This is a genomic window from Microbacterium sp. 1S1 (genome assembly GCF_008271365.1).
GTDB lineage: Bacteria > Actinomycetota > Actinomycetes > Actinomycetales > Microbacteriaceae > Microbacterium.
Map to the genome: position 1 here is coordinate 620,757 of NZ_CP043430.1, position 20,626 is coordinate 641,382.

Below are 20,626 nucleotides of genomic sequence, written 5' to 3' on the forward strand. Positions count from 1 at the left end.
TCCAGCCGCTCGCTAGGCTCCGTCTATCAACCGATTTGAGTGGATTCTGTTCACTTGAACTGAACGATTGGAACCGCCGTGTTGGACGTGCACCGCCTCCGCCTGCTCGTGGAGCTGTCGCGCCGCGGAACGCTGTCCGCCGTGGCCGACGCACTGTCCTACAGCAAGGCCTCCGTGTCGCAACAGCTCGCCGCGCTGGAGCGTGATGTCGGGGTGCCGCTGCTGCGCCGGGTCGGCCGCGGCGTGCAGTTCACGCCGCAGGGGAACGTCCTGGTCGCGGAGGCCATCGGCATCCTCGACCAGCTCGAACACGCGCAGGTCGCCGTCGCCGAGTCGCTCACGGAGGTGACCGGCACCGTGCGCCTCGCGGTGTTCCAGTCCACCGCGCACTCGCTGCTCCCCCGCGCCCTCGCGGCCCTCGGCGAGCGCCATCCCGCCCTGCGCGTGGAGGTGACCGAGCGCGACCCGGAGTCGGGGCTCGTCGGAGTCTCCAGCCGCGATTACGACCTCATCCTCGCGGAGCAGTATCCGGGACATACGCGCCCCATCCACGCCGACCTCGATCGCGTCGTGCTCGCCCATGACGCCATCGCCCTCGCCCGCCGCCCCGGATCCCCGCGGATCCCTGACCCCGTCGCCGCGCTGTGGGCGACCCGCGCGGAGCCCTGGGTGCTGGAGCCCGCCGGTACCGCGTCGCGCGCCTGGGCCGAGCAACTGTGCCGCACGGCCGGCTTCGAGCCGGACGTGCGCTTCGAGATCGCCGACCTCACCGCCCACGTGCGGCTCATCCACGCGGGCCTCGCGGTGGGGCTGCTGCCGGAGCTCGTGTGGGCGGGCGACACCCCCACGGTCGACCTCGCGCCCCTCCCGCACGAACCGCGCCGGGAGATCTTCTCCTCCGCCAGGCGCGTGTCGGCGGATGCCCCGTCGATCCGCGCCGTCCGCGCCGCCCTCGCCGACGCGGCGTCCCGCAACCTCCTGGACTGACGCGGCTCCGATCGGCCGGGAGCCGGACCGGGAATATGCATGCACATGCATCGGTTCATCCCCCGTGTACCCGGACGACGGCGTCCGATCCCCCCCGTCTGAAAGGCACTTCCGTGAGCACTCCCGTCATCGACCGCACCGCCCCGACCGAGCACCCCGTCCTCGACGTTCTCGCCGGCCGTTGGAGCCCCCGCGCCTACGACGCGCAGCACCCGATCGACGAAGCCAAGCTCGCCACCGCCCTCGAGGCAGCCCGGTGGAGCCCGTCCGCCAACAACATCCAGCCGTGGCGCTTCATCGTCGCCCGGCGCGGCACGGCGCTGCACGCGCAGATCGTCGACGCGCTCATGGGCTTCAACCAGGCGTGGGCCGGCAACGCCGCCGTGCTCGTCGTCGCGATCGCCGAGACCGCGACCGCCGACGGCACGCCGATCACCCACGCCTTCTACGACCTCGGCCAGGCCGTGGCCCACTTCTCCGTGCAGGCGCACCACGACGGCCTCGTCGTGCACCAGATGAGCGGCTTCGACCCCGAGGTCGTCCGCGAGTTCGCCGACCTCGAGCCCCGCTTCACTCCCGCGACCGTCATCGCCGTCGGCGAGTTCGGCGACATCGAGGCGCTGCCGGAGGTGCTGCAGGAGCGCGAGGTCGCGCCGCGCGTGCGCCGTCCGATCGCGGAGACGGTCGTTCTCAGCGCCTGAGCATCGGCACGCGAAAGGCCCGGTATGCGTCACGCATACCGGGCCTTTCCGCTGTGCCCCGATCAGTCGTCGAGCAGCTCCGCCTCGATCACGTCGTCATCGACCTCCGGCTCAGGAGTGGTCGCGGTCAGCACGAGGCCGGAGCCGTCGGCGGCCACGTCCACACGCACGGTGTCGCCGTCGTGCACACCACCCGAGAGGAGGGCGGTCGCGAGCTTGTTCTGCACCTCGGTCTGGATGAGCCGACGCAGCGGGCGGGCACCGAACACCGGGTCGTAACCGCGCTCGGCCAGCCACGACCGCGCCCCGGGGGTGACCGCGAGCGTGAGCCGGCGATCGCGCAGCCGGTCGTGCAGCTGGTCCACCGACAGCTCCACGATCTGGGCGAGATCGTCCTCGGTGAGCGCCTGGAACATCACGATGTCGTCGAGACGGTTCAAGAACTCCGGCCGGAACGCCTGCCGCACCAGGGCCATCACCTGCTCCCGCTTCTCCTCCACGGACAGCACCGGATCGATGAGGATCGGCGAGCCCAGGTTCGAGGTCAGGATGAGGATCACGTTCGAGAAGTCGACCGTGCGGCCCTGCCCGTCGGTCAGTCGCCCGTCGTCGAGCACCTGCAGCAGCACGTCGAACACTTCGGGGTGCGCCTTCTCGACCTCGTCGAGGAGGATCACGCTGTAGGGGCGACGACGCACGGCCTCGGTGAGCTGGCCGCCCTGCTCATAACCGACGTAGCCGGGGGGAGCCCCCACGAGCCGGGAGACCGAGTGCTTCTCGCCGTACTCCGACATGTCGATGCGCACCATGGCGTGCTCGTCGTCGAAGAGGAACTGTGCGAGCGCTTTCGCCAGCTCGGTCTTGCCGACGCCCGTCGGGCCGAGGAAGAGGAAGGAGCCGGTGGGGCGGCCGGGGTCGCTGATGCCCGCGCGCGAACGACGGACCGCGTCGGACACCGCCTTGACGGCGTCTTTCTGACCGATGAGGCGCTTACCGAGCTCGTTCTCCAGGTGCAGCAGCTTCTCGCTCTCCCCCTGAAGCAGACGACCGACCGGAATGCCGGTCCAGGCGGCGATCACCGCCGCGATGTCCTCCTCCGTGACCTGCTCGTTGACCATGCGCGGCTCGCTGGATGCGGTGGCCTCGGCCTGCTCCGCCTCGGCGATGTCGCGCTCCAGGCGCTTGATCGTCTCGTACTCCAGCTTCGACGCCTTCGTGTAGTCGGCATTGCGCATCGCGAGATCACGCTGGGTGATCGCGTCGTCGAGCTGCTTCTTCAGCTCGCCGACGCGGTTGAGGCCCTGACGCTCCCGCGCCCAGCGGGCTTCGAGCCCCGCGAGCTCCTTCTCGAGTTCGACGAGGTGTTCACGGAGCGTACCGAGGCGCTCCTTGGACGCGGCGTCCTTCTCGCGCTTGAGGGCGAGCTCCTCCAGCTTGAGCCGGTCGACCTGGCGCTTGAGCTGGTCGATCTCGACCGGGGAGGAGTCGATCTCCATCTTGAGCCGCGACATCGACTCGTCGATCAGGTCGATCGCCTTGTCCGGGAGCTGCCGCGCCGGCAGGTACCGGTTCGAGAGGGATGCCGCCGCGACGAGAGCGCTGTCGGAGATGGTCACCCCATGGTGCGCCTCGTAGCGTCCCTTGAGCCCGCGGAGGATCGCGATCGTGTCCTCGACCGTGGGCTCGCCGACGTACACCTGCTGGAAGCGGCGTTCCAGCGCAGCGTCCTTCTCGATGAACTCGCGGTATTCGTTGAGCGTCGTGGCCCCGATGAGCCGGAGTTCACCACGGGCCAGCATCGGCTTGAGCATGTTCGAGGCCGCCACCGAGCCCTCGCCGCCGCCCGCGCCCATGAGCACGTGCAGCTCGTCGATGAACGTGATGACCCGGCCGTCCGACTCGGTGATCTCCTTGAGCACCTGCTTCAGGCGCTCCTCGAACTGCCCCCGGTACATCGCCCCGGCGACGAGGGCGGAGATGTCGAGAGAGACCAGCTCCTTGTCCTTGAGCGACTCGGCGACGTCGCCCGCGACGATACGCTGCGCGAGGCCTTCGACCACCGCGGTCTTGCCGACGCCCGGCTCACCGATCAGCACCGGGTTGTTCTTGGTGCGGCGGGTGAGCACCTGGCTGACACGCCGGATCTCACTGTCCCGTCCGATGACGGGATCGAGTTTGCCCTGGCGGGCGCGGTCGGTCAGGTTGATGCCGAACTGCTCGAGGGCGGACTGCTGTTCCTGGTTCGGGGATCCGGTCTGCGGGGTGGTCATGCGCTCCTCCTGGAGATACTCCTTCTGAAAGTTGAGTGGTGTTGACTCAAGTTTAGCATTGCTCGGTCCGTGCCTCCACTGCCGCTCACCTCGTGCGGGCGACCTCGTCCCACACCGCCGCCGCCACTTCACGCTTGCTCCCCGCCGCCGTCCGCGCCACGACACCGCCGGGGCCGAGGATGTGCACGGCATTCTCGCCGCGCTCGAAGCCCTGCTCCCAGCCGACCTCGTTCACCACGAGCACGTCGACCCCCTTGCGCTCCTGCTTGCCGCGTGCGCGGGCGAGCAGCTCGTCCTCGTCTTCCGGCGTCTCCGCCGCGAATGCGACGATGACCTGCCCGTCCTGCCGCCTCTCGACGAGCGCGGCGACGATGTCCTCGTTCTCGACGAGCTCGATCGTGCCGACTCCGCCGCGGTCCTTGGTGAGCTTGCGCGCCGACACATCGACCGGACGGTAGTCGGCGACCGCGGCCGCCATCAGCACGACATCGGCGGCGGGGGCTTCCTCCTTCATGGCCGCGGACAGCTCGGCCGCCGTGCCCACCCGGATCGTCCGCACGTGCGGGTGGCGGGCCTCCGCGAGCACGTCGCCGGAGACGTTCGCCGCGACGAGGACCACCTCCGCGCCACGAACAGCGGCCTCCGCGGCGAGCGCCACGCCCTGCCTCCCACTGCTCCGGTTCCCGAGGAACCGCACGGGGTCGATCGGCTCCCGCGTCCCGCCCGCCGAGACGACGACCCGCACGCCGACCAGGTCACCCGGCGTCAGGAGCGCCTGCGCCGCGGCGAAGACGTCCTCCGGCTCGACCATCCGGCCCGGCCCGCTGTCGCCGCCGGCGAGCTCGCCGTCGGCGGGGCCGACGACGTGCACCCCGCGGGATCGGAGTGTCGCGATGTTCGCCTGCGTGGCCGGGTTCCGCCACATCTCCGCGTGCATCGCGGGCGCGACGAGCACCGGCGCCTCCGTCGCGAGCAGGGTCGTGCCGAGCAGGTCGTCGGCCAGGCCCGCGGCCATCTTCGCGAGGGAGTTCGCCGTCGCGGGGGCGATCACGACGAGATCCGCTCCCTGCCCCAAGGCCACGTGCCGTACCCGGGCGACGTCCTCGTGCACGCTCGTCGTCACCGGATGCCTGCTCAACGCCTCCCACGTCGGCAGGCCCACGAAGCGCAGCGCATCCTCCGTGGGCACCACGGTCACGTCATGACCGGCCTTCGTGAGCAGGCGCACCAGGTGCACCGTCTTGTACGCGGCGATGCCGCCCGTGACTCCGACGACGATGTTCACGCCTCGATTCTGCCCCAGGGTCCCGACGTCCGGGTCGTCTCGCACGGATCCGCCCCGGGCCCCGACCGTCTCCGCCGACCTAGACTCGGAAGCGTGTGCACCGTGGTGATCGATGTCGAGACTGCGGGTTCCGCGCGGCTGCTGGCCGTCCGCGACGAGGACCCGGCGCGGGAATGGGACGCCCTGGGCGCGTGGTGGCCCGAGGAGTATCCGGGCGTGATCGGCATCCGCGACCGTCGTGCCGGTGGGGCCTGGCTGGCCGCGAACCCCGAGGAACGACGGCTGGCCGTGCTGCTCAACCGCGCCGATGTGCAGGACCTCCCCGCCAGTGCGGCCGTCTCCCGCGGAACCCTTCCGCTCGACTCGGTCATCGGTCGCTCCCCCCACGGTACCCCGCCGATGCACGGTTTCAACCTGCTCGAGGTCGGACCGGACGGCGCCCGCGTGCTCTCCTGGGACGGAGCCGAGCTGCGCGAGACGCCGGTCGAGCCCGGGACGCACATGATCGCCCACGACGACCTCGACGACGCGGACACTCCGCGCATCGCCGCGTGGCTCCCCGAGTTCCGCGCGCTGGGGCCGGCTGCCGCGAGTGCGGACTGGGCGGCCGACTGGACCGCACTCCTCGGGGCCTCCGCGACCCTGCCTCCGGAAGACGACCGCGCCATCATCCGCGACAACCGCCCGCACGGCTATCCCACGCAGTCGCTCCTCTACGCGGTCGCCACGGTCACGCCCACCGGGGTCGACGTCCACGACGTCACCCTCCGCTCCCCCGCCCACTGGCCCTGACCCTCCCCCTTTCTCCCCGCCCCACGCGATCCCGCCCCCGCGCGATCCCGCCCCACGCGGTCCCGCCCCGCGCGGTCCCGCCCCCGCGCGGTCCCGCCCCGCGCGATCCCGCCCCGGATCAATAACGCACCGCGCAGCCCCGTCCGCGGAGCGCTTCTGATCCCACCCGGGGCGTCGCGCCTCACGCGCGATCGAAAAGGCACCCGGCCGGCCCTCCCGCGGGGCGATTCTGATCCCGCGCCGTTGCGGCCCGGCCGGCCCGTTGGTTCGACGAGATCCGCGGCGGAGCGCACGACGCCTGCCCCGCGCAGCTCGGAGCAGAGTGGGCGGAACGATCGGGACGGAAAAGGCCCCGGATCCGGCCCCCTCCCGCGCGTTCTCGATCCCGAACGACGGAGACGGAAGCGGGACGGAAAAGGCTCCGAATGCGGTCCACTCCCGCGCGTTCTTGATCCCGCATCGCAGCAGCGGGCGGGCGGGCGCGTGGGAGCGGGACGGAAAAAGGCTCCTGATGCGGTCCGCTCACGGGCGTTATTGATCCCGCAACACGAGAGGAGGGAGCGGGACGGGAGGGGAAGGAGGGAGGGGTCAGGCGGCGGGGACGGCGTCGTCCGCGCAGGAGAAGCGGGCACGATAGGCCGTGGGGGTCACGCCGAGTACGCGCGCGAAGTTCTGTCGCAGCACGGCCGCAGAACCGAAGCCGCATTCCGTCGCGATGTGTTCCAGCGGCAGGTCGGTGCGCTCGAGGAGACGCTGCGCCTGGATGATCCGCTGCCGTCCGAGCCACGCCGCAGGCGTCGCCCCGTACTCGGCCTTGAAGCGGCGCGCGAAGGTCCGGGGTGACATGAGTGCGCGCGCCGCGAGCTGGTCGACGGTCAACTCGTCACGGAGGTTCTCCACCGCCCAGTCGGACACCGCCGCGAGGGAGTCTGTCGGCGCGACCGGAATCGGACGGTCGATGAACTGGGCCTGACCGCCGTCGCGCTGCGGCGGCACGACCATCCGACGTGCGATCCGGTTGGTGATCTCCGCACCGAGCTCCTGTCGGAGCAGATGCAGGCACGCATCGATCCCGGCGGCGGTGCCGGCACTGGTGATGATCCGCCCGTCCTGCACGAACAGCACATCCGGGTCGACGTCGATTCCCGGGTACATCTCGGCCATCGTGTGCGCGTACATCCAATGCGTCGTGGCCCGCCGCCCGTCCAGCACCCCTGCTGCGGCGAGGATGAACGACCCGCTGCACACGCTCATGACCCACGCCCCACGAGCGACCGCGTCCCGCGCCGCCTCGATCAGCAGCGGGTCGATGTCTCCCCACGTCTCGCGAGGGACCGGGCAGAAGACCACGAGGTCGGCTTCCGCCGCGAAAGAGAGGTCGTGCTCCACGTTGATGGAGAATCCGAGCTTGGAGCGGACGACACCAGGTCGCGGGGCGACGATGCGGAAGTCGAAGTTCGGCACGCCGTCGGCTGCGCGGTCCAGGCCGAACGCCTCGCACGCAACGCCGAACTCGAACGGCGCGAACCCGTCGTGCACCACACAGGCCACGGTCTTCATGAGCTCTCCCGATTTGGCAGTTTTCCTACGATCAGTGCTGCCTCTGCCACTCGTGGCAGCAAACCTGCTAAGCGTAGCTTTTCTGCCATGATACTCATCATCCTGCTCTTCGCCCTCGCCGCCTGGGCGGTCGTCGCCACGATCGTCGAACTCCGCCGGGACGGCTACCACCGCACCCCCACGGACTGGTCCCTCGTGAACGGTCGGGACGCCGTGCACCAGGCCGACCCCGGCCACGGCTACCGCTGACCCTCCCGCATGTCGCCGGGCAGGGCTACGCTCGGGTCATGAGCGACCCCCAGCAGCCCGGACCCCCCTCGCGCGACGATGCCGGCGGCCCAGCCGGCCCGACGCCTCCGCCGCTCCCGGCCGAGCCTCAGTACCCGGGCGCCCAGGGTCCCGCTCCGGGGGCACCGTACACGCCCGCCCCCGGCGGCGGTCACGTGTTCCCCACCGCTGCCCCGCAGGCCTTCCCCACGGCGGCCCCGCAGCCCTTCCCGGCCGCGTCCGGGCCCGCCCCGGCTGCCGGAGCCCCGCCCTACGGCGCACCGACTCCCCGGTCGCCCGGGAGCACGGTCGGCCGTGCCGCCTTCATCGTCGCCGCGGTCACCCTCGCGATCGATCTTCTGCTCATCCTCGCGCGGCCGTTCGTCTACATGTCCGACCGCACGTACAGCATGATCGGCCTGATCGAGGGGGCGTCCGGTGTGCTCACCTTCCTCGGCTACGCCGCCGCGCTCGTGCTCGGCCTCATCGCGGCACGGCGACCGGGGCCGCGGCTGCTCGCAGGGATCGCGATCGGCGTTTCGGGCGCCGGACTCCTGATGCTCGCGCTGAGCTGGCTCTCGTCGAACTTCTACGGATTCCTCTGAGCAGTCAGGACCGGGCGAGCACCCGTTCGTAGACGCGGATCATGGCGGCCGTCCGCGAGGACTGCCGGAACGCGTCCGCGACGGCGGGCACCGGGTGCGGCGCACTCCCGTCCACGATGTCTGCGGCAGCCTGTCGCAGCGTCGCCGCCAGGGCGTCGACCCGCTGCGCCTCGAGGTCACGGCCACGAGCGTGCGGGTCTGCCACCGGCACCGCCCACAGCCCACCCTGGAGCTCGGCGGCGATATCGGGATCGCACACCACGGAGGGCGTGCCGAGGGTCGCCGCTTCGAACGGCGTCATCCCCTGGGTCTCGAAGCCGATCGACGTCTGCACCAGGGCGTCGGCGGCAGCGATCCGCTCCAGCGTCTGCGCGTAGGAGAGACGTCCGGCGAAGCGCACGTCGTCCCGCCCGGCAACGATGCGCTCTGCGGCGGCACGCTGTCCGCCACCGCCGATGATCTCGAGCTCGGCGTCCACCCCGGAGGCGACCCAGGCCTGGAGGAACGGGAGGAGGCGCTTCTCCGGGCTCATCCGTCCGAGCCAGACGAAGCGAGGGCGGCCCGGCGCGCGCTGCGCGGGGACGGCAGCCATCGTCTCCGCGCGCACGTCGTCATCGATCCCGTTCCACACCACGTCGACCGTCCGGGCGACGCCGTTCTGCTCCAGACGCCGGGCGAAGTGCCCGGAGGGCGCCGTGACGGCGGCAGCTCCCACGGCGAGACCGCGGAGGTACGACCACCCGTCACCACCCCCGACCGGCACGCCGATGCCGCGGAGCGCGGAGCGGCGCCACAGGTTGAGCACCGCGAGCACGGGACGGTGCAGCGGGGTGACGGCGGCGAGTCCGACGTCGACCCGATTGTGCATGGTGTGCACGACGGGGATCCCGTGCCGGGCGGCGAAGCGGTGGCCGATGAACGCACCCCAGAAGTCTGCCTGTACGTGCACGAGGTCGACGGGCGGGCGGTGAGCCATCGCGCGGTCGAGCGCCCGGTCGGTCGCCCGACCCGGCCAGGTCATCGCGTACTCCCGATCGAGCGTGATCGGCAGCGACGGCAGGTCGACGTTCCCCGCAGCCGGTGCGGCATCGGCCCGGCGCCCGTGCATGCGGGGCGCGACGACGGTCACGGTGTGCCCGGCGCGCTCCAGGAACGTCCGCTGCAGCCGCATCGACACCTGGGCCCCGCCGAGGGAGTCGAGGTGCTGATCGGCGAAGAAGACGACGTGCATCCGCGTCACTCGGGCAGCGGCTCGTCGCGGTACAGCGCTTCGAACGTGTCGAGCGTCCGGTTGATGTCGTGGATGGCGACGCCGTCGAGCGACGCGTTCTGCATCCGCTCGTACTCTCCGGGGGAGGCGGTCAGCACGGCCGTGAGCTTCGCGGCGAGGTCGTCCACGTTGCCCGGTTCGAAGAGGTGCCCGTTCTCGCCGTCGTGCACGAGGTGCGGCAGGGCGACGGCGTCGGCGGCGACAATCGGCAGCGCCGAGGCCATGGCCTCCATCGTCGCGATGGACTGCAGCTCGGCGATCGAGGCGATCACGAAGAGACTCGCGCGGGACAGGAGCGCGCGCAGCTCCTCGTCGGTGGTCCGGCCGTGGAAGGTGACGCGATCCGCCAGGCCGAGCTGCGCCGTCAGGCTCTCGAGCTGCTTGCGCTGGTCCCCGCCGCCCACGATGTCGAACGTGGTGTTCAGCGCCGGGTCGAGCTTCGTCATCGCCTTGAGGATGACCTCGACCTGCTTCTCGGCGGTGAGCCGGCCCACGAAGACGATCCGGTTCTCCTCCCGGGGGGCGATCACCGGCGTGTACTGGGAACGGTCGATGCCGCAGCTCACCGGGATGACGCCGCGCACCTCGACCGTCTTCTCCAGGAAGTCGGCGGCACGACGCGTCGGCGTGGTGATCGCCCGCGTCAGGTCGAAGGTGCGCTTCGCGTCGGCCCAGGCGAGTCTGAGCACGATGTCGTCGATGAACTTCGGCATGGTGGTGTGGTCGAGGATGTTCTCGGCCATGACGTGGTTGGTCGCGATGACCGGGATCCCGCGCTGCTTCGCGATGCGCGCGAGCCCGCGTCCGATCACGATGTGCGACTGGATGTGGACGACGTCGGGCTGCACGGCGTCGAGCACCGCGCGGGCGTAGTGCTTGGAGCGCCACGGCCACACGAAGCGGAGCCAATCGTGCGGAGCCCAGCGCACGGAGGGCAGCCGGTGGAGCGTCATCGGCTCGCCCTCGATGACTTCGGTGCGCGGCGCGGTCCGGCGGTAGGCCTGGTTGGGGGCGACGACGTGCACCTCGTGGCCCCGCTGCACGAGGCCGGCGGCGAGACGCTCGGCGAACCGGGCGGCGCCGTTGATGTCGGGCGCGAACGTGTCGCACCCGAGGAGGATCTTCAGGGGACGGGGCTGTGTGGCGGTGGCGTCGCGCGACGCATCGATCGGATCGTCGGAGGAGGTCACAGACATGCCTTACGAGGGTGGCGGCCGAGGAGAAGCCCTGGTCGGGCGGTGGCAACTCTACCCGAGGCCCCTGCGCGCGACGCCGAGCCATACCGGCATCCTTCAGCCTCGGCCGATACCGTGAAGCCATGCGACTGCACGCCGACGCCGACCCCCAGCTGTGGATCCCCGTGACGGACTCGCTCGGGTGGAAGGGGCGCCGGCACCGCAAGGCCGCGATCCGGATGCTGCTCGGCCAGGTGAACGCCGCGGTCGGCGCGACGGAGCGCCCGGGTTCGCGGTTCGGGGCCTGGGCGATGAGCCAGGCCGCGCCGATGCTCATGAAGAAGGCCGATGGAAGGGTCCTCGCGTGGACCTGGAAAGCGGAACCGGACCTCGTCGTGGCGATGGCGACGGTGCAGGCGCTGACCCCGGACATCCGGATCGCCCGGGCGTCGATGCCGATGGAGTACGACGACACGACCTCGTTCCCCACGCGGCTCGGCGTCGGCGAGAAGCTCGTGGTCCCGACTCCTTCCTCTCCCTCGGCCCCTCCTTTCGCCACGTACACCTGGGACACGGGGACCCACCTCATCACCCTGACGGCGGTGTGCAGCGACCGCGAGCGGTTCGGCACGCTCAGCGGCGCGCTCGACGACCTGGCGCGCAGCCTCCGCATCGCCGACGACCTCACCGGCGGCGAGGCCCCCGACGTGCTCCGCCTTCCTCCTGCCTGACCCCCGGACTCCGGCGCGTTTCCCCGAGGTCGACACCGCTGCACGCCCGCCTGCGGGGTAAAATGTTACCTTGCGTCCGTTCTTCGATGGCGGTGCGCAGAGGCTTCCAGGGGGAAATCGTGATGAGACGCCGGGGACGAACGGCCGGGGTGAAGGCGGCCGTAGCGGGCGCCCTCATCGTGCTGGCGATGACGGTGACGGCGTGCACGCCCGTCGACGGCGGGCCGGCGTCGCCTCCGCCCTCCGACGGCGACTCCGCCGCCATTGCCGAAGACGGCCCCCAGGCTCCCGCTGACCGCGAGATCGCGCCCGCGGAGGTCCGCACGCAGGGCGGTGTGACGCGAGTGCGTTTTGACCTCGGGAACATCGACGTCGGCGATCCGCCCGAGCCGGAGACGTTCACGAGCCCTCTTCGTGGCACGCTCACGCTTCCGTCCCCATCAACCGATTCCGCGCGGCTGGTCGTGATCGGCCACCTGCGCGCGGAAACGTGCCCGGATTCGAGTTTCCGCTACCCGTGCCCTGCCGGCGACTCCATCCGCTATGACGCGGGGATGGACTATCTGGCCACGGAACTCGCGGCCCGGGGATACGCTGTCCTCGCGCCCGACCTCGCGCCGGTCTTCGTCGGGCAACTGGCGCGAGGCAGTTCGTACGATCAGACGCGCGCGTGGCGTCGCGTCGTCCTCGATCAGGTGGAGGCGCTGCGACGTGCCGCTGCCGACAGCGGGGCCAGAAGACGGCTCGTCGGATCCGATCCGGTGGCGGACGCCAAGGCCCGGAAGGTGGATGCGTCTTCGATCCTCTGGATCGCGCACTCCCGATCGGGCATGATGATCCGCGGGGCGGCTGCGGAAGCGGCCGAGGCCGGGATCACCACGCGAGGCGCTCTGTATCTCGCGACAGCCCACGACGTCGGGAACAATGCGGGAGAGTCGCTCGACGACCCTCCGCTGGACGTGCCGACCCTCGGGATCGTGGGCGGGCGAGACGGTGACGTCCCCAGCGACTCCGTCCAGTGGGCGGCTGCCCACTTCGACGCCGACCGCCGAAGCCCGCTGGCCATCGCGACCGTCGGCTCATTCGGCCACAACCAGCTCAACGCCGCATCGGAACTCCCCGAAGACCGTCTGGAATGCGTCGGTGAACCGGCCAGCGTCTCCTGCCCTTCGGGGGATGAGGCGCGCGCGATGATCGTCAGAACGGCGCTGGCGTGGGCGAAGGCCGTGGACGACGCCTCGTTCCCCGGCTTCATGACGGACGCGGCCACAGCACTGCCGACTGAATGGCTCGGGTACCGCGCAGACTGGTTCGTCCATACTCTCGGGCCCCGCCGGGTTCTCGTGAACGCCGCGCACGAAACGCCAGCCGGTGCGCTGAGGGCAGTAAAACGCGACCCTGCAGCGATGCCGTGTCGTGGACCTGATGGAGCCTGTGGAACAAGACGTTTCCCCGTGCCCCGATGACGGCGATACCGCGGCCCGCCCCGGGGGCCCCTATCTTCTCGTCGACTGGAAGGGCGGCGGCGCCCTGTCGATACCGGTCGGCCCGGCTTCGGAGGAGTCTCGCACGCTGGTTCTGCATCTCATGCCCTACCGGAAGAGCTCCCCTGAGGGGCTTCAGCTGGACATCGGCTTCGCCGGAACGATGACCTCGCTGGCCCCGAACACGCCAGGGCTTCGGGTACCGGGGGTCGGCGGCGAGGCGGCGAAGACGACGACGCTGCGGCTCCCGCTTCCTGCCGGAGCCGTGGGCACCACGGTCACCCTCGGTTCCCTGACGAGCAACAGGGCTGGCGGAGTACTGCTCACCGGCGTCGAACTTTCCTCCTGACGCCCTGCACGCCCGCCTGACGGGATGAGAAACGCGCCTCCCGCTATTGGGGGGGCGCGTTTCTCATCCGGCACGGAGCGCCGGGCGCCAGGAGGCCGGGGGCTCAGCGTGCGATGCGGAGGGTGCGGACCTCGAAGGGGCGGAGGTGGAGCCCGCACCCGAGACGGGGCGCCTCGATGTCGTCCTCGATCAGGCTCGCCTCGCGCACCTCACGGTGGTCGAAACCGACCGACAGCTCGCCGACCGCCCGGCGCCCGAGCGCCTCGTACACCCGCACGATGACGTCACCGGAGCCGTCGTCGGCAAGCTTCACCGCGGAGACGACGATCCCCTCGCCCGACACCTCCACCAGCGGCTCGACCTCGCGCGCCCCGCGGATCACCGTGGGGATGCTGTTGAGGCGGATACCCTCGGCGGTCGCGATCGCGGCGTCAGCGCCGATCACGAAGCCGACCTCGATCTCGTGCAGCCCGTGGTCCGTGTCCGGGTCGGGGAACCGCGGCGCCCGCAGCAGGGAGAGTCGCACGGTCGTGGTGACCCCGTCCTCGCCGACCTCGCGCGTCGTGTCGTATCCGTAGATCGAGTCGTTCACGAGGGCCGCGCCGAAGTCCTGCTCTCGCACCAGCACGAAGCGGTGCATCGACGTCTCGAACTTCGCCGCCTCCCAGCTCGTGTTCGTGTGGGTGACGCGCGCCTGGTAGCCGAACTGCGTCTCGGCTTCGGTGTGCGACGCCTGGATGTCGAGCGGGAAGGCGAGCTTGAGCAGCTTCTCGGTCTCGTGCCAGTCGACCTCGTTGCGGAGGTGCACGGTGCGCGAGCCCGGGGCGAGGAGGATCGTCTGCGTGATCGTCGATTCGGAGAACGGTCGCACGACGACGATCTGCGCGACACCGTTCACGACAGACGCCTCGATCGACGAGACCGCGGTGAGGTCGCTCACGCTGTTGCGGTAGTACCGGTCGATGTCCCACGCGTCCCACATGTTCGGGAAGTCCTGATGCAACTGGAACAGGTTCGCCGCCGCGCCCGGAGCGACGGCATCGCGGCCGGTGGCCTTGTCGACGGCGGAGACGATCAGCCCCTCGGCGGACACCAGCACCGAGACGAGATCGTTCTCCAGGCGCCACCCCGGCGAAATCGCCGAGCCTGCCGAAGAGTCCTCGGTGAGCGAGACCGGCTCTTCGACGGGCTCCGGGACCCACGAGGCACCGAGCGGCCGCCCCCGACCCACCGAGGTCGGCTCGAACCGCAGCTCTCGGTCGCCCTCACCGGCGAGCGACCGACGCGCGGCGTCGGCGATGTCGCGTGCATCCGACAGCACGTCGGACAGCACGGAGACGGCCTCGCGGTGCACCCACGCGATCGAGGTGCCGGGCAGGATGTCGTGGAACTCGTGCAGCAGCACGGCCTGCCAGAGTCGGTCGAGCTCGGCGTACGGGTAGGCGGCGCCGGTGCGCACGGCGTCGGTGGCCGCCCACAGCTCCGCCTCCACCAGCGCGTGCTCGGCCCAGCGGTGCAGCGCCTTCGTCGCGTGCTGACTGGTGAGCGTGCCGCGGTGCAGTTCGAGGTAGAGCTCGCCGACCCAGACCGCGGGGTTCGGCAGCTCGGCCTTGGCGGCGTCGAAGAACACGTCGGGGTGCTCCCACACGACCTGTGCGCTGCCCTCGAGGTCGCGCAGGCGCTCAGCCTTGCCCGTCATCTCGCGCGTCGTGCCGCCGCCGCCGTCACCCCAGCCGACCGGGGCGATGGACCGCGAGCTGAGGCGGTTCTCCTTGAACTGGCGCGAGGCCTTCGCGACCTCCATGCCGCTCAGCTGCGAGTTATAGGTGTCCATCGACGGGAAGTGCGTGAACACCTGCGAGCCGTCGATGCCCTCCCAGAGGAAGGAGTGGTGCGGGAACACGTTCTGCTGGTTCCAGGAGATCTTCTGCGTGAAGAACCACTCGAACCCGGCGCGGCGCATGAGCTGCGGGAGGGCCGGCGAGTAGCCGAAGCTGTCCGGCAGCCAGACGCCCTTCGACCGGATGCCGAACTCCCTCTCGAAGAACCGCTGCCCGTGCGAGAACTGCCGCACGAGCGACTCGCCCGTCGGCATCACGGTGTCGGACTCCACCCACATGCCGCCGAGAGGCAGGAAGCGCCCCGCGGCGACGGCGGCCTTGACCCGCTCCCACACCTCGGGGCGGTGCTCCTTGATCCAGGCGTACTGCTGCGCGCTCGACATGCCGTACTGGAAGTCGGGCTGCTCCTCGATGAGCGTGGTCATGGAGGAGGTCGTGCGCGCGACCTTGCGAATCGTCTCGCGCACCGGCCACAGCCAGGCCGAGTCGATGTGGGCGTGGCCCACCGCCGAGATCCGGTGCGCACTGGCCTCGGCCGGCGCCGCGAGGACATCCGCGAGCCGGGCCCGCGCGTCGCCGGCGGTCTCCACGATGTGCTGCAGGTCGAGCACGTCCAGCGCGTCGTCCAGGGCCTGCAGGATGCGCATGCGGCGTGGCGACGTCACGGGAAGTTCCGCCTGCAGTTCGAACAGCACCTCGAGGTCGAGGGACAGGTCGAACACCTCGGGTTCGAACACCGCGAGGTCGAGGCGCCGCAGCCGGTACAGCGGCTCCTTCGAGGAGGTGAGGATGTCGCCCTCCTGCGTCGGCAGGAAGGGGTGGTAGTCGAGGAGGACGGGATTGGACGCGCCCTCCAGGTACAGCTCGACGAGCTCGTCGCCCGCGGCGGTCTCGGCGATCGGCACCCACTGGTTGCGCGGGTTGATGCTCTTGATCGGCGTGCCGTCGGGGCGGTACGCGAGCGCCTCGCACTGGAACCCCGTCATGTTCACGTCGAAGCCCAGGTCGATCAGCGCCTCGACCCGGCGGCCAGCCCATTCCGCCGGCACCCGACCGGTGAGCTTGAACCATGTGGTCCCCCAGGCCGGGCCCCACAGCTCGCCGACCGCGGCCGGGGCGAAGGAGAGCGCCAGGCCCTCCGCCGGGGCGATGGGCTCTCCGGGGAGCTGGTGCGCCTCGACCGTGAGGGGCACCGCGGCCGAGTGGATCGCCGGGCGGATGCGCTCTTCGAGGACCCGCTTGACGCGGCCGACGGTGAGCGAGGTGTCGTCATGCATGGTGGGGTTCTCCGGGCTCGACGGTGAGGGACTGGGTTCGATGCGTGCGGTTACTAAAACGATCTAGCACGGGAGTCTACGGTACCGTCTCCGTTGCTTTCGAGAGGCTAAACCGATCAAGTAGGGTGATGCCTATGGCCCCGGGGAAACGCGTGACGATCGCGGACATCGCGCGCATGGCGGGCGTCTCCCCCGGCGCCGTCTCGTTCGCTCTCAACGGTCGCCCCGGCGTGAGCGAGGAGACGCGGCAGCGCATCCTGTCGATCATCGAGGAGAACCACTGGCAGCCGAGCTCTGCCGCCCGTGCCCTCGTCGGCGCCCGGGCCAACGCGGTGGGGTTCGCCCTCGCCCGCCCGGCGCGCTCCCTCGGGTCCGAGGCCTTCTTCACCGACCTCATCGCCGGCATCGAGTCCCGGCTCTCCGAGAGCAAGGTCGGGCTGCAGCTCCGCCTCGTCGCCGACATCGACGAGGAGATGGAGGTGCATCGGCAGTGGCGTTCGTCGAATCAGGTCGACGGCATCATCCTCATCGACCCGCGTGACGACGACCCGCGCGGCGAGCGCATCACCGCCCTGGACGCCCGCGCGGTGATGATCGGCTCCCGCCCGTCCCCGGAGGGGGCGGTTCCCAGCGTGTGGATCGGGGACGACACCGTCGCGGAGACCCTCTTCTCCTACCTCGCAGCCCTCGGTCACACGCGCATCGCCTACGTCGCGGGCCCGGCCGAACTGGAGCACACCCGACTGCGCGCCGAGGTGCTGGAGCGGATGGCGGCGGACGGCATCGACGGCGAGGTCATCACGACCGACTTCTCCCCCGCCCGGGCCTCCGCCGTGACGCGCGCTCAGCTCTCCGGCCGGCAGCGTCCCACCGCGATCGTCTACGACAACGACGTGATGGCGGTCGCCGGCCTTCGTGTGGCCCAGGAGATGGGCAGGGCGGTGCCGCGCGACGTCTCCCTGGCGTCGTTCGACGACTCCGTCATCGCGGGTCTCATCAACCCCTCGATCACCGCGATGACCCGCGACACGTTCGAGCTCGGCGAGCAGGCCGCCACGCTCCTTCTGCAGCAGATCGAGGCCGGCGCTACGCTGCCGAGCGTCGAGGGCCCGACCCCCGTGCTCACCGCTCGCGAGAGCACGGCGCCACCACCCCGCTGAGCCCCCGCCTCCCCGCCCACACCCCGGGCTATCGCCGCGCGCACCCCGGGGTCTCGACGACGACCCGGGGTCTCGGCGAAATCAGACGACGGTGTTGACGGAGGCGTAGCGCTCGACGCCCGAAGCCGAGAGATCGGGGTGGATGAGGCGGTGGATGCCGCGCGCCGCCAGCGCCGCGGGGTCCTGAGCCGTGCGGGAGGTCACCAGCGCGGGATCGTCGCCCGCCGCGCAGGCGTCGACCCACGCCTGGAAGACCGCTCCGCCGGGACTCAGCGCGGCACGGCTCACCGGCACCTCGCGCTCGTCGACGTCCACCACGATCGCCGTGGGACGGTCCGGAGCGGCGGTGCGGGCGCGCAGTTCGGGGATGAGTTCCGCGAACCGACGGCCGAGCGGCTTCGCCGCCCCGTCCTGGTCGATGAGCCCGAGGGAGTACTCCAGCTCCGGGAAATCGCCGAGTTCGCGGCTCACGTCGTGCGAACACCACCAGGTCACGCCCCAGAGGTTCTCGGTGCGCAGCGACGACCGCAGCGTCGCCTCGAGGAAGCCGGGCATCTCGGCCTCGTCGAGGCAGTTCGAGGGGGCGCCGACCTCCTGCAGCCAGATGGGGCGGCCGGGATCGGCCGCGAACGCGCGGGAGAGCTCGATGAGGTACTCCGCGTGCCGGTCGGAGGCGACCGAGCGCCCTCCGTAGCGCTGCGCCGTGCCGTTGAAGATCCAGGAGTGGATGGTCGTCATCGCCCCCAGCCGCGACGCGTGGGTCGGCGTGAACCCGTGGCCGTCCATGTACCAGACGGCGTCGTACTCGCTGTGCACGTGCGGCAGCCCCGGCGCGGCCTGCTCGGCGGCCGCGAGCAGCGCCTCGATCCAGGCTCCGGCCTCATCCGACGTGACGGGCCACGGCGACGGGTGCGTCTGCGCGGAGAACTGGTTCGTCTCGTTGCCGAGCGTGAGCCCGAGGAAGTTCGGGGCGTCCCGCAGCGCGCCGGCCAGCCGCTCCACGAGCTTCACCTGACCGTCCAGGGCGTTCGGGTCGGTGAACATGTTCCTGTCGTGCCACGTGGACAGCCAGGAGGGGACGAAGTCGAAGCTCGACAGGTGCCCCTGGATGACGTCGACGCTCGCGTCCATCCCGAACTCGGCGGCGAGGTCGACCATGGTGCGCACGTCGTCGATCGCCTTCGACCGGATGAGGGTGCGGTTGGGCTGCAGGACGGTCCACAGCGGGAAGACGCGCACGTGGTCGAGGCCGAGCGCGGCGAGCGCGGCGAAGTCGCGGCGCACGTCATCCGGTGTGAAGTCGAGCCAGGAGTGCATCCACTCCTTCGACGGCGTGTAGTTCGCCCCGAAACGGAGAGGGGCATCGAGAGCGCCGCGCTGCGTCATGTGTGTTCGCACCTTTCGGACCGTGCCCTCCCACGAGGACATGTCGCATCACTATAACGCTTGAGCGCCACCACCGACAGCGTGCGTCTTGACACCGGACGGATCCGATGGTTTCATCTGCTAAAGCGTTGTAGTCCCGTCGTCGGACCGCGCCGATTCGCCCGCCTCGAGGAAGAAGCACGATGAAAGTTCCCGCACGCATTGTCGCTCTGGCAACCTTCACGATCGGCGCCTTGGCGCTCGTGAGCTGCACGGGAGGCGCCGCCTCCGACGACGCCGGCCCCATCGACACGTCCGGCGAGCTCAGCGGAACCATCCAGTTCCAGACCTGGTCGCTGAAGAACGAGAAGTTCACGCCCTACTTCGAAGACCTCATCGCGGCGTTCGAGGAGGAGCACCCGGACGTCACCGTCGAGTGGCTCGACCAGCCCGGCGACGGCTACCAGGAGAAGATCCTGAGCCAGGCGAACGCCGACACCCTGCCCGACGTGCTCAATCTCCCGCCGGACATCGCGTACCCGCTCGTCGCCGCCGGGAAGCTCGTCGACCTCGACGCCGCCGACCCCGACCTGAAGTCCGCGTACAACGCCGGCGCGTGGGACGCCTACAGCCAGTATCCCGGCGTCGAGGGCACCTACGGTCTGCCCTGGTACCTGTCCAGCGACGCGTCCTGGTGGAACCTGGCCCAGCTCGCGCCCTATGGCGTCACGGAGGAGAACCTGCCGACCACGGTCGACGAATTGCTCACCCTGGCCAAGGATGTCGCCACCGAGTCCGGCGGCAAGGTCCAGCTCCTCTCCTCGATCCCGGCGCTCGACACCTTCACCGCGGCCGGCATGGAGGTCATCAACGATGAGGGCGAGTTCGACTTCAACACGGACGAGGCCGCCGCGATCATCGAGCAGTATGCGGACGCCTACGCCGCGGGCGCGATGCCGGCGGAGGCGCTGACCGGCGACTACGGCGGGAACGCGGAGGCGTACATCCAGGAGAAGGTCGCCTTCACCACCGGCGGCACCGGCTTCACGACCGACCTCCAGAAGGACGCCCCGGCACTGCTGGAGAACACCGTAGCCACCCCGCGCCTCGGTGTCGCCCCGCTCTACGTGCAGGGCCTCAACGTCTCCGCCGACTCCGACAACAAGGAAGCGGCCCTCGCTTTCGCCGAGTTCGCGACGAACGAGGAGAACCAGGTCGCGTTCTCCTCCCTCGCGGTCGGCACCGCGCCAGGCACGGCCGACGGCGGCGACCAGGTCGTCGAGAACATCGCCTCCTCGGTCACGGACGAGAAGCAGCTCGCCGCGATCGATACCGTGTTCGGCGCGATGAAGGACGCCAAGGCGCTGCCGTTCCAGTGGACCTCGGACATGGCGACGTACATGACCCAGCAGATCGCGCTGGCCGTGAACGGCGAGGCCGACGCCAAGACGCAGCTCGACAAGATCGTCGAGTACGCCAACGCGAACCGCGTGGACCAGTGAGCATG

The 20,626-nt window shown here is 70.5% G+C and carries 17 protein-coding genes; 10 read left to right on the top strand and 7 right to left on the bottom strand.

The window, feature by feature from the left end; all coding sequences use genetic code 11:
* Positions 1-78 precede the first annotated feature (78 nt).
* Complete coding sequence (locus FY549_RS03185) at positions 79-987, top strand: LysR family transcriptional regulator (RefSeq protein WP_149083800.1); 909 nt, start codon at positions 79-81, stop codon at positions 985-987.
* Positions 988-1,100: 113 nt separating this feature from the next.
* Positions 1,101-1,688, top strand: a complete 588-nt coding sequence (locus FY549_RS03190) for a nitroreductase family protein (RefSeq protein ID WP_149083801.1) — start codon at positions 1,101-1,103, stop codon at positions 1,686-1,688.
* Between the two features lie 62 nt (positions 1,689-1,750).
* On the opposite strand, the gene FY549_RS03195 is transcribed toward FY549_RS03190, so the two are convergent.
* Positions 1,751-3,958 (bottom strand): ATP-dependent Clp protease ATP-binding subunit, encoded by a 2,208-nt coding sequence (locus FY549_RS03195; RefSeq protein WP_149083802.1) that lies wholly within the window; start codon positions 3,956-3,958, stop codon positions 1,751-1,753.
* 85 nt (positions 3,959-4,043) lie between these two features.
* Positions 4,044-5,243, bottom strand: a complete 1,200-nt coding sequence (gene coaBC / locus FY549_RS03200; RefSeq protein ID WP_149083803.1) for a bifunctional phosphopantothenoylcysteine decarboxylase/phosphopantothenate--cysteine ligase CoaBC — start codon at positions 5,241-5,243, stop codon at positions 4,044-4,046.
* A gap of 93 nt (positions 5,244-5,336) precedes the next feature.
* On the opposite strand from coaBC, the gene FY549_RS03205 reads away from it, so the two are divergent.
* Positions 5,337-6,035 (top strand): NRDE family protein, encoded by a 699-nt coding sequence (locus tag FY549_RS03205; RefSeq protein WP_149083804.1) that lies wholly within the window; start codon positions 5,337-5,339, stop codon positions 6,033-6,035.
* A gap of 588 nt (positions 6,036-6,623) precedes the next feature.
* Here the strand turns inward: FY549_RS03205 and FY549_RS03210 are convergent.
* Positions 6,624-7,595 (bottom strand): GlxA family transcriptional regulator, encoded by a 972-nt coding sequence (locus FY549_RS03210; RefSeq protein ID WP_149083805.1) that lies wholly within the window; start codon positions 7,593-7,595, stop codon positions 6,624-6,626.
* 87 nt (positions 7,596-7,682) lie between these two features.
* Between FY549_RS03210 and FY549_RS16435 the strand changes: the two genes are divergently transcribed.
* Complete coding sequence (locus FY549_RS16435) at positions 7,683-7,844, top strand: hypothetical protein (RefSeq protein ID WP_187614913.1); 162 nt, start codon at positions 7,683-7,685, stop codon at positions 7,842-7,844.
* Positions 7,845-7,882: 38 nt separating this feature from the next.
* Positions 7,883-8,467 (top strand): hypothetical protein, encoded by a 585-nt coding sequence (locus FY549_RS03215; RefSeq protein ID WP_149083806.1) that lies wholly within the window; start codon positions 7,883-7,885, stop codon positions 8,465-8,467.
* Between the two features lie 4 nt (positions 8,468-8,471).
* Here the strand turns inward: FY549_RS03215 and FY549_RS03220 are convergent, their stop codons facing one another.
* Together FY549_RS03220 and FY549_RS03225 are read right to left on the bottom strand one after the other, a co-directional pair.
* The gene (locus FY549_RS03220; protein ID WP_149085967.1) at positions 8,472-9,698 is read right to left on the bottom strand and encodes a glycosyltransferase; all 1,227 of its coding nucleotides are present in this window, start codon (positions 9,696-9,698) and stop codon (positions 8,472-8,474) included.
* A 5-nt stretch (positions 9,699-9,703) separates the two neighbouring features.
* Positions 9,704-10,933: a glycosyltransferase gene (locus tag FY549_RS03225; RefSeq protein ID WP_149083807.1), complete on the bottom strand. Its 1,230-nt coding sequence runs from the start codon at positions 10,931-10,933 to the stop codon at positions 9,704-9,706.
* 122 nt (positions 10,934-11,055) lie between these two features.
* On the opposite strand from FY549_RS03225, the gene FY549_RS03230 reads away from it, so the two are divergent.
* The 3 genes from FY549_RS03230 to FY549_RS03240 all read left to right on the top strand — a co-directional run bounded on the left by FY549_RS03230 (position 11,056) and on the right by FY549_RS03240 (position 13,476).
* Positions 11,056-11,643, top strand: coding sequence for a hypothetical protein (locus FY549_RS03230; RefSeq protein ID WP_149083808.1), 588 nt, complete (start codon positions 11,056-11,058; stop codon positions 11,641-11,643).
* Between the two features lie 119 nt (positions 11,644-11,762).
* Positions 11,763-13,109 carry a hypothetical protein gene (locus FY549_RS03235; protein ID WP_149083809.1) on the top strand — a complete coding sequence of 449 codons (1,347 nt, stop codon included), beginning with the start codon at positions 11,763-11,765 and terminating at the stop codon, positions 13,107-13,109.
* A 121-nt stretch (positions 13,110-13,230) separates the two neighbouring features.
* Complete coding sequence (locus FY549_RS03240) at positions 13,231-13,476, top strand: hypothetical protein (RefSeq protein ID WP_149083810.1); 246 nt, start codon at positions 13,231-13,233, stop codon at positions 13,474-13,476.
* 103 nt (positions 13,477-13,579) lie between these two features.
* Here FY549_RS03240 and FY549_RS03245 read toward each other — a convergent pair whose 3' ends face one another.
* On the bottom strand, positions 13,580-16,594 hold the full coding sequence (locus FY549_RS03245) for an alpha-mannosidase (RefSeq protein WP_149083811.1): 3,015 nt from the start codon (positions 16,592-16,594) through the stop codon (positions 13,580-13,582).
* Positions 16,595-16,728: 134 nt separating this feature from the next.
* Here FY549_RS03245 and FY549_RS03250 point away from each other — a divergent pair, with 134 nt between their 5' ends.
* Positions 16,729-17,754 (top strand): LacI family DNA-binding transcriptional regulator, encoded by a 1,026-nt coding sequence (locus tag FY549_RS03250; protein ID WP_149083812.1) that lies wholly within the window; start codon positions 16,729-16,731, stop codon positions 17,752-17,754.
* Between the two features lie 81 nt (positions 17,755-17,835).
* On the opposite strand, the gene FY549_RS03255 is transcribed toward FY549_RS03250, so the two are convergent.
* The gene (locus FY549_RS03255; RefSeq protein WP_149083813.1) at positions 17,836-19,140 is read right to left on the bottom strand and encodes a glycoside hydrolase 5 family protein; all 1,305 of its coding nucleotides are present in this window, start codon (positions 19,138-19,140) and stop codon (positions 17,836-17,838) included.
* 182 nt (positions 19,141-19,322) lie between these two features.
* On the opposite strand from FY549_RS03255, the gene FY549_RS03260 reads away from it, so the two are divergent.
* Positions 19,323-20,621: an ABC transporter substrate-binding protein gene (locus FY549_RS03260; protein WP_149083814.1), complete on the top strand. Its 1,299-nt coding sequence runs from the start codon at positions 19,323-19,325 to the stop codon at positions 20,619-20,621.
* The last annotated feature ends 5 nt before the right edge of the window (positions 20,622-20,626 follow it).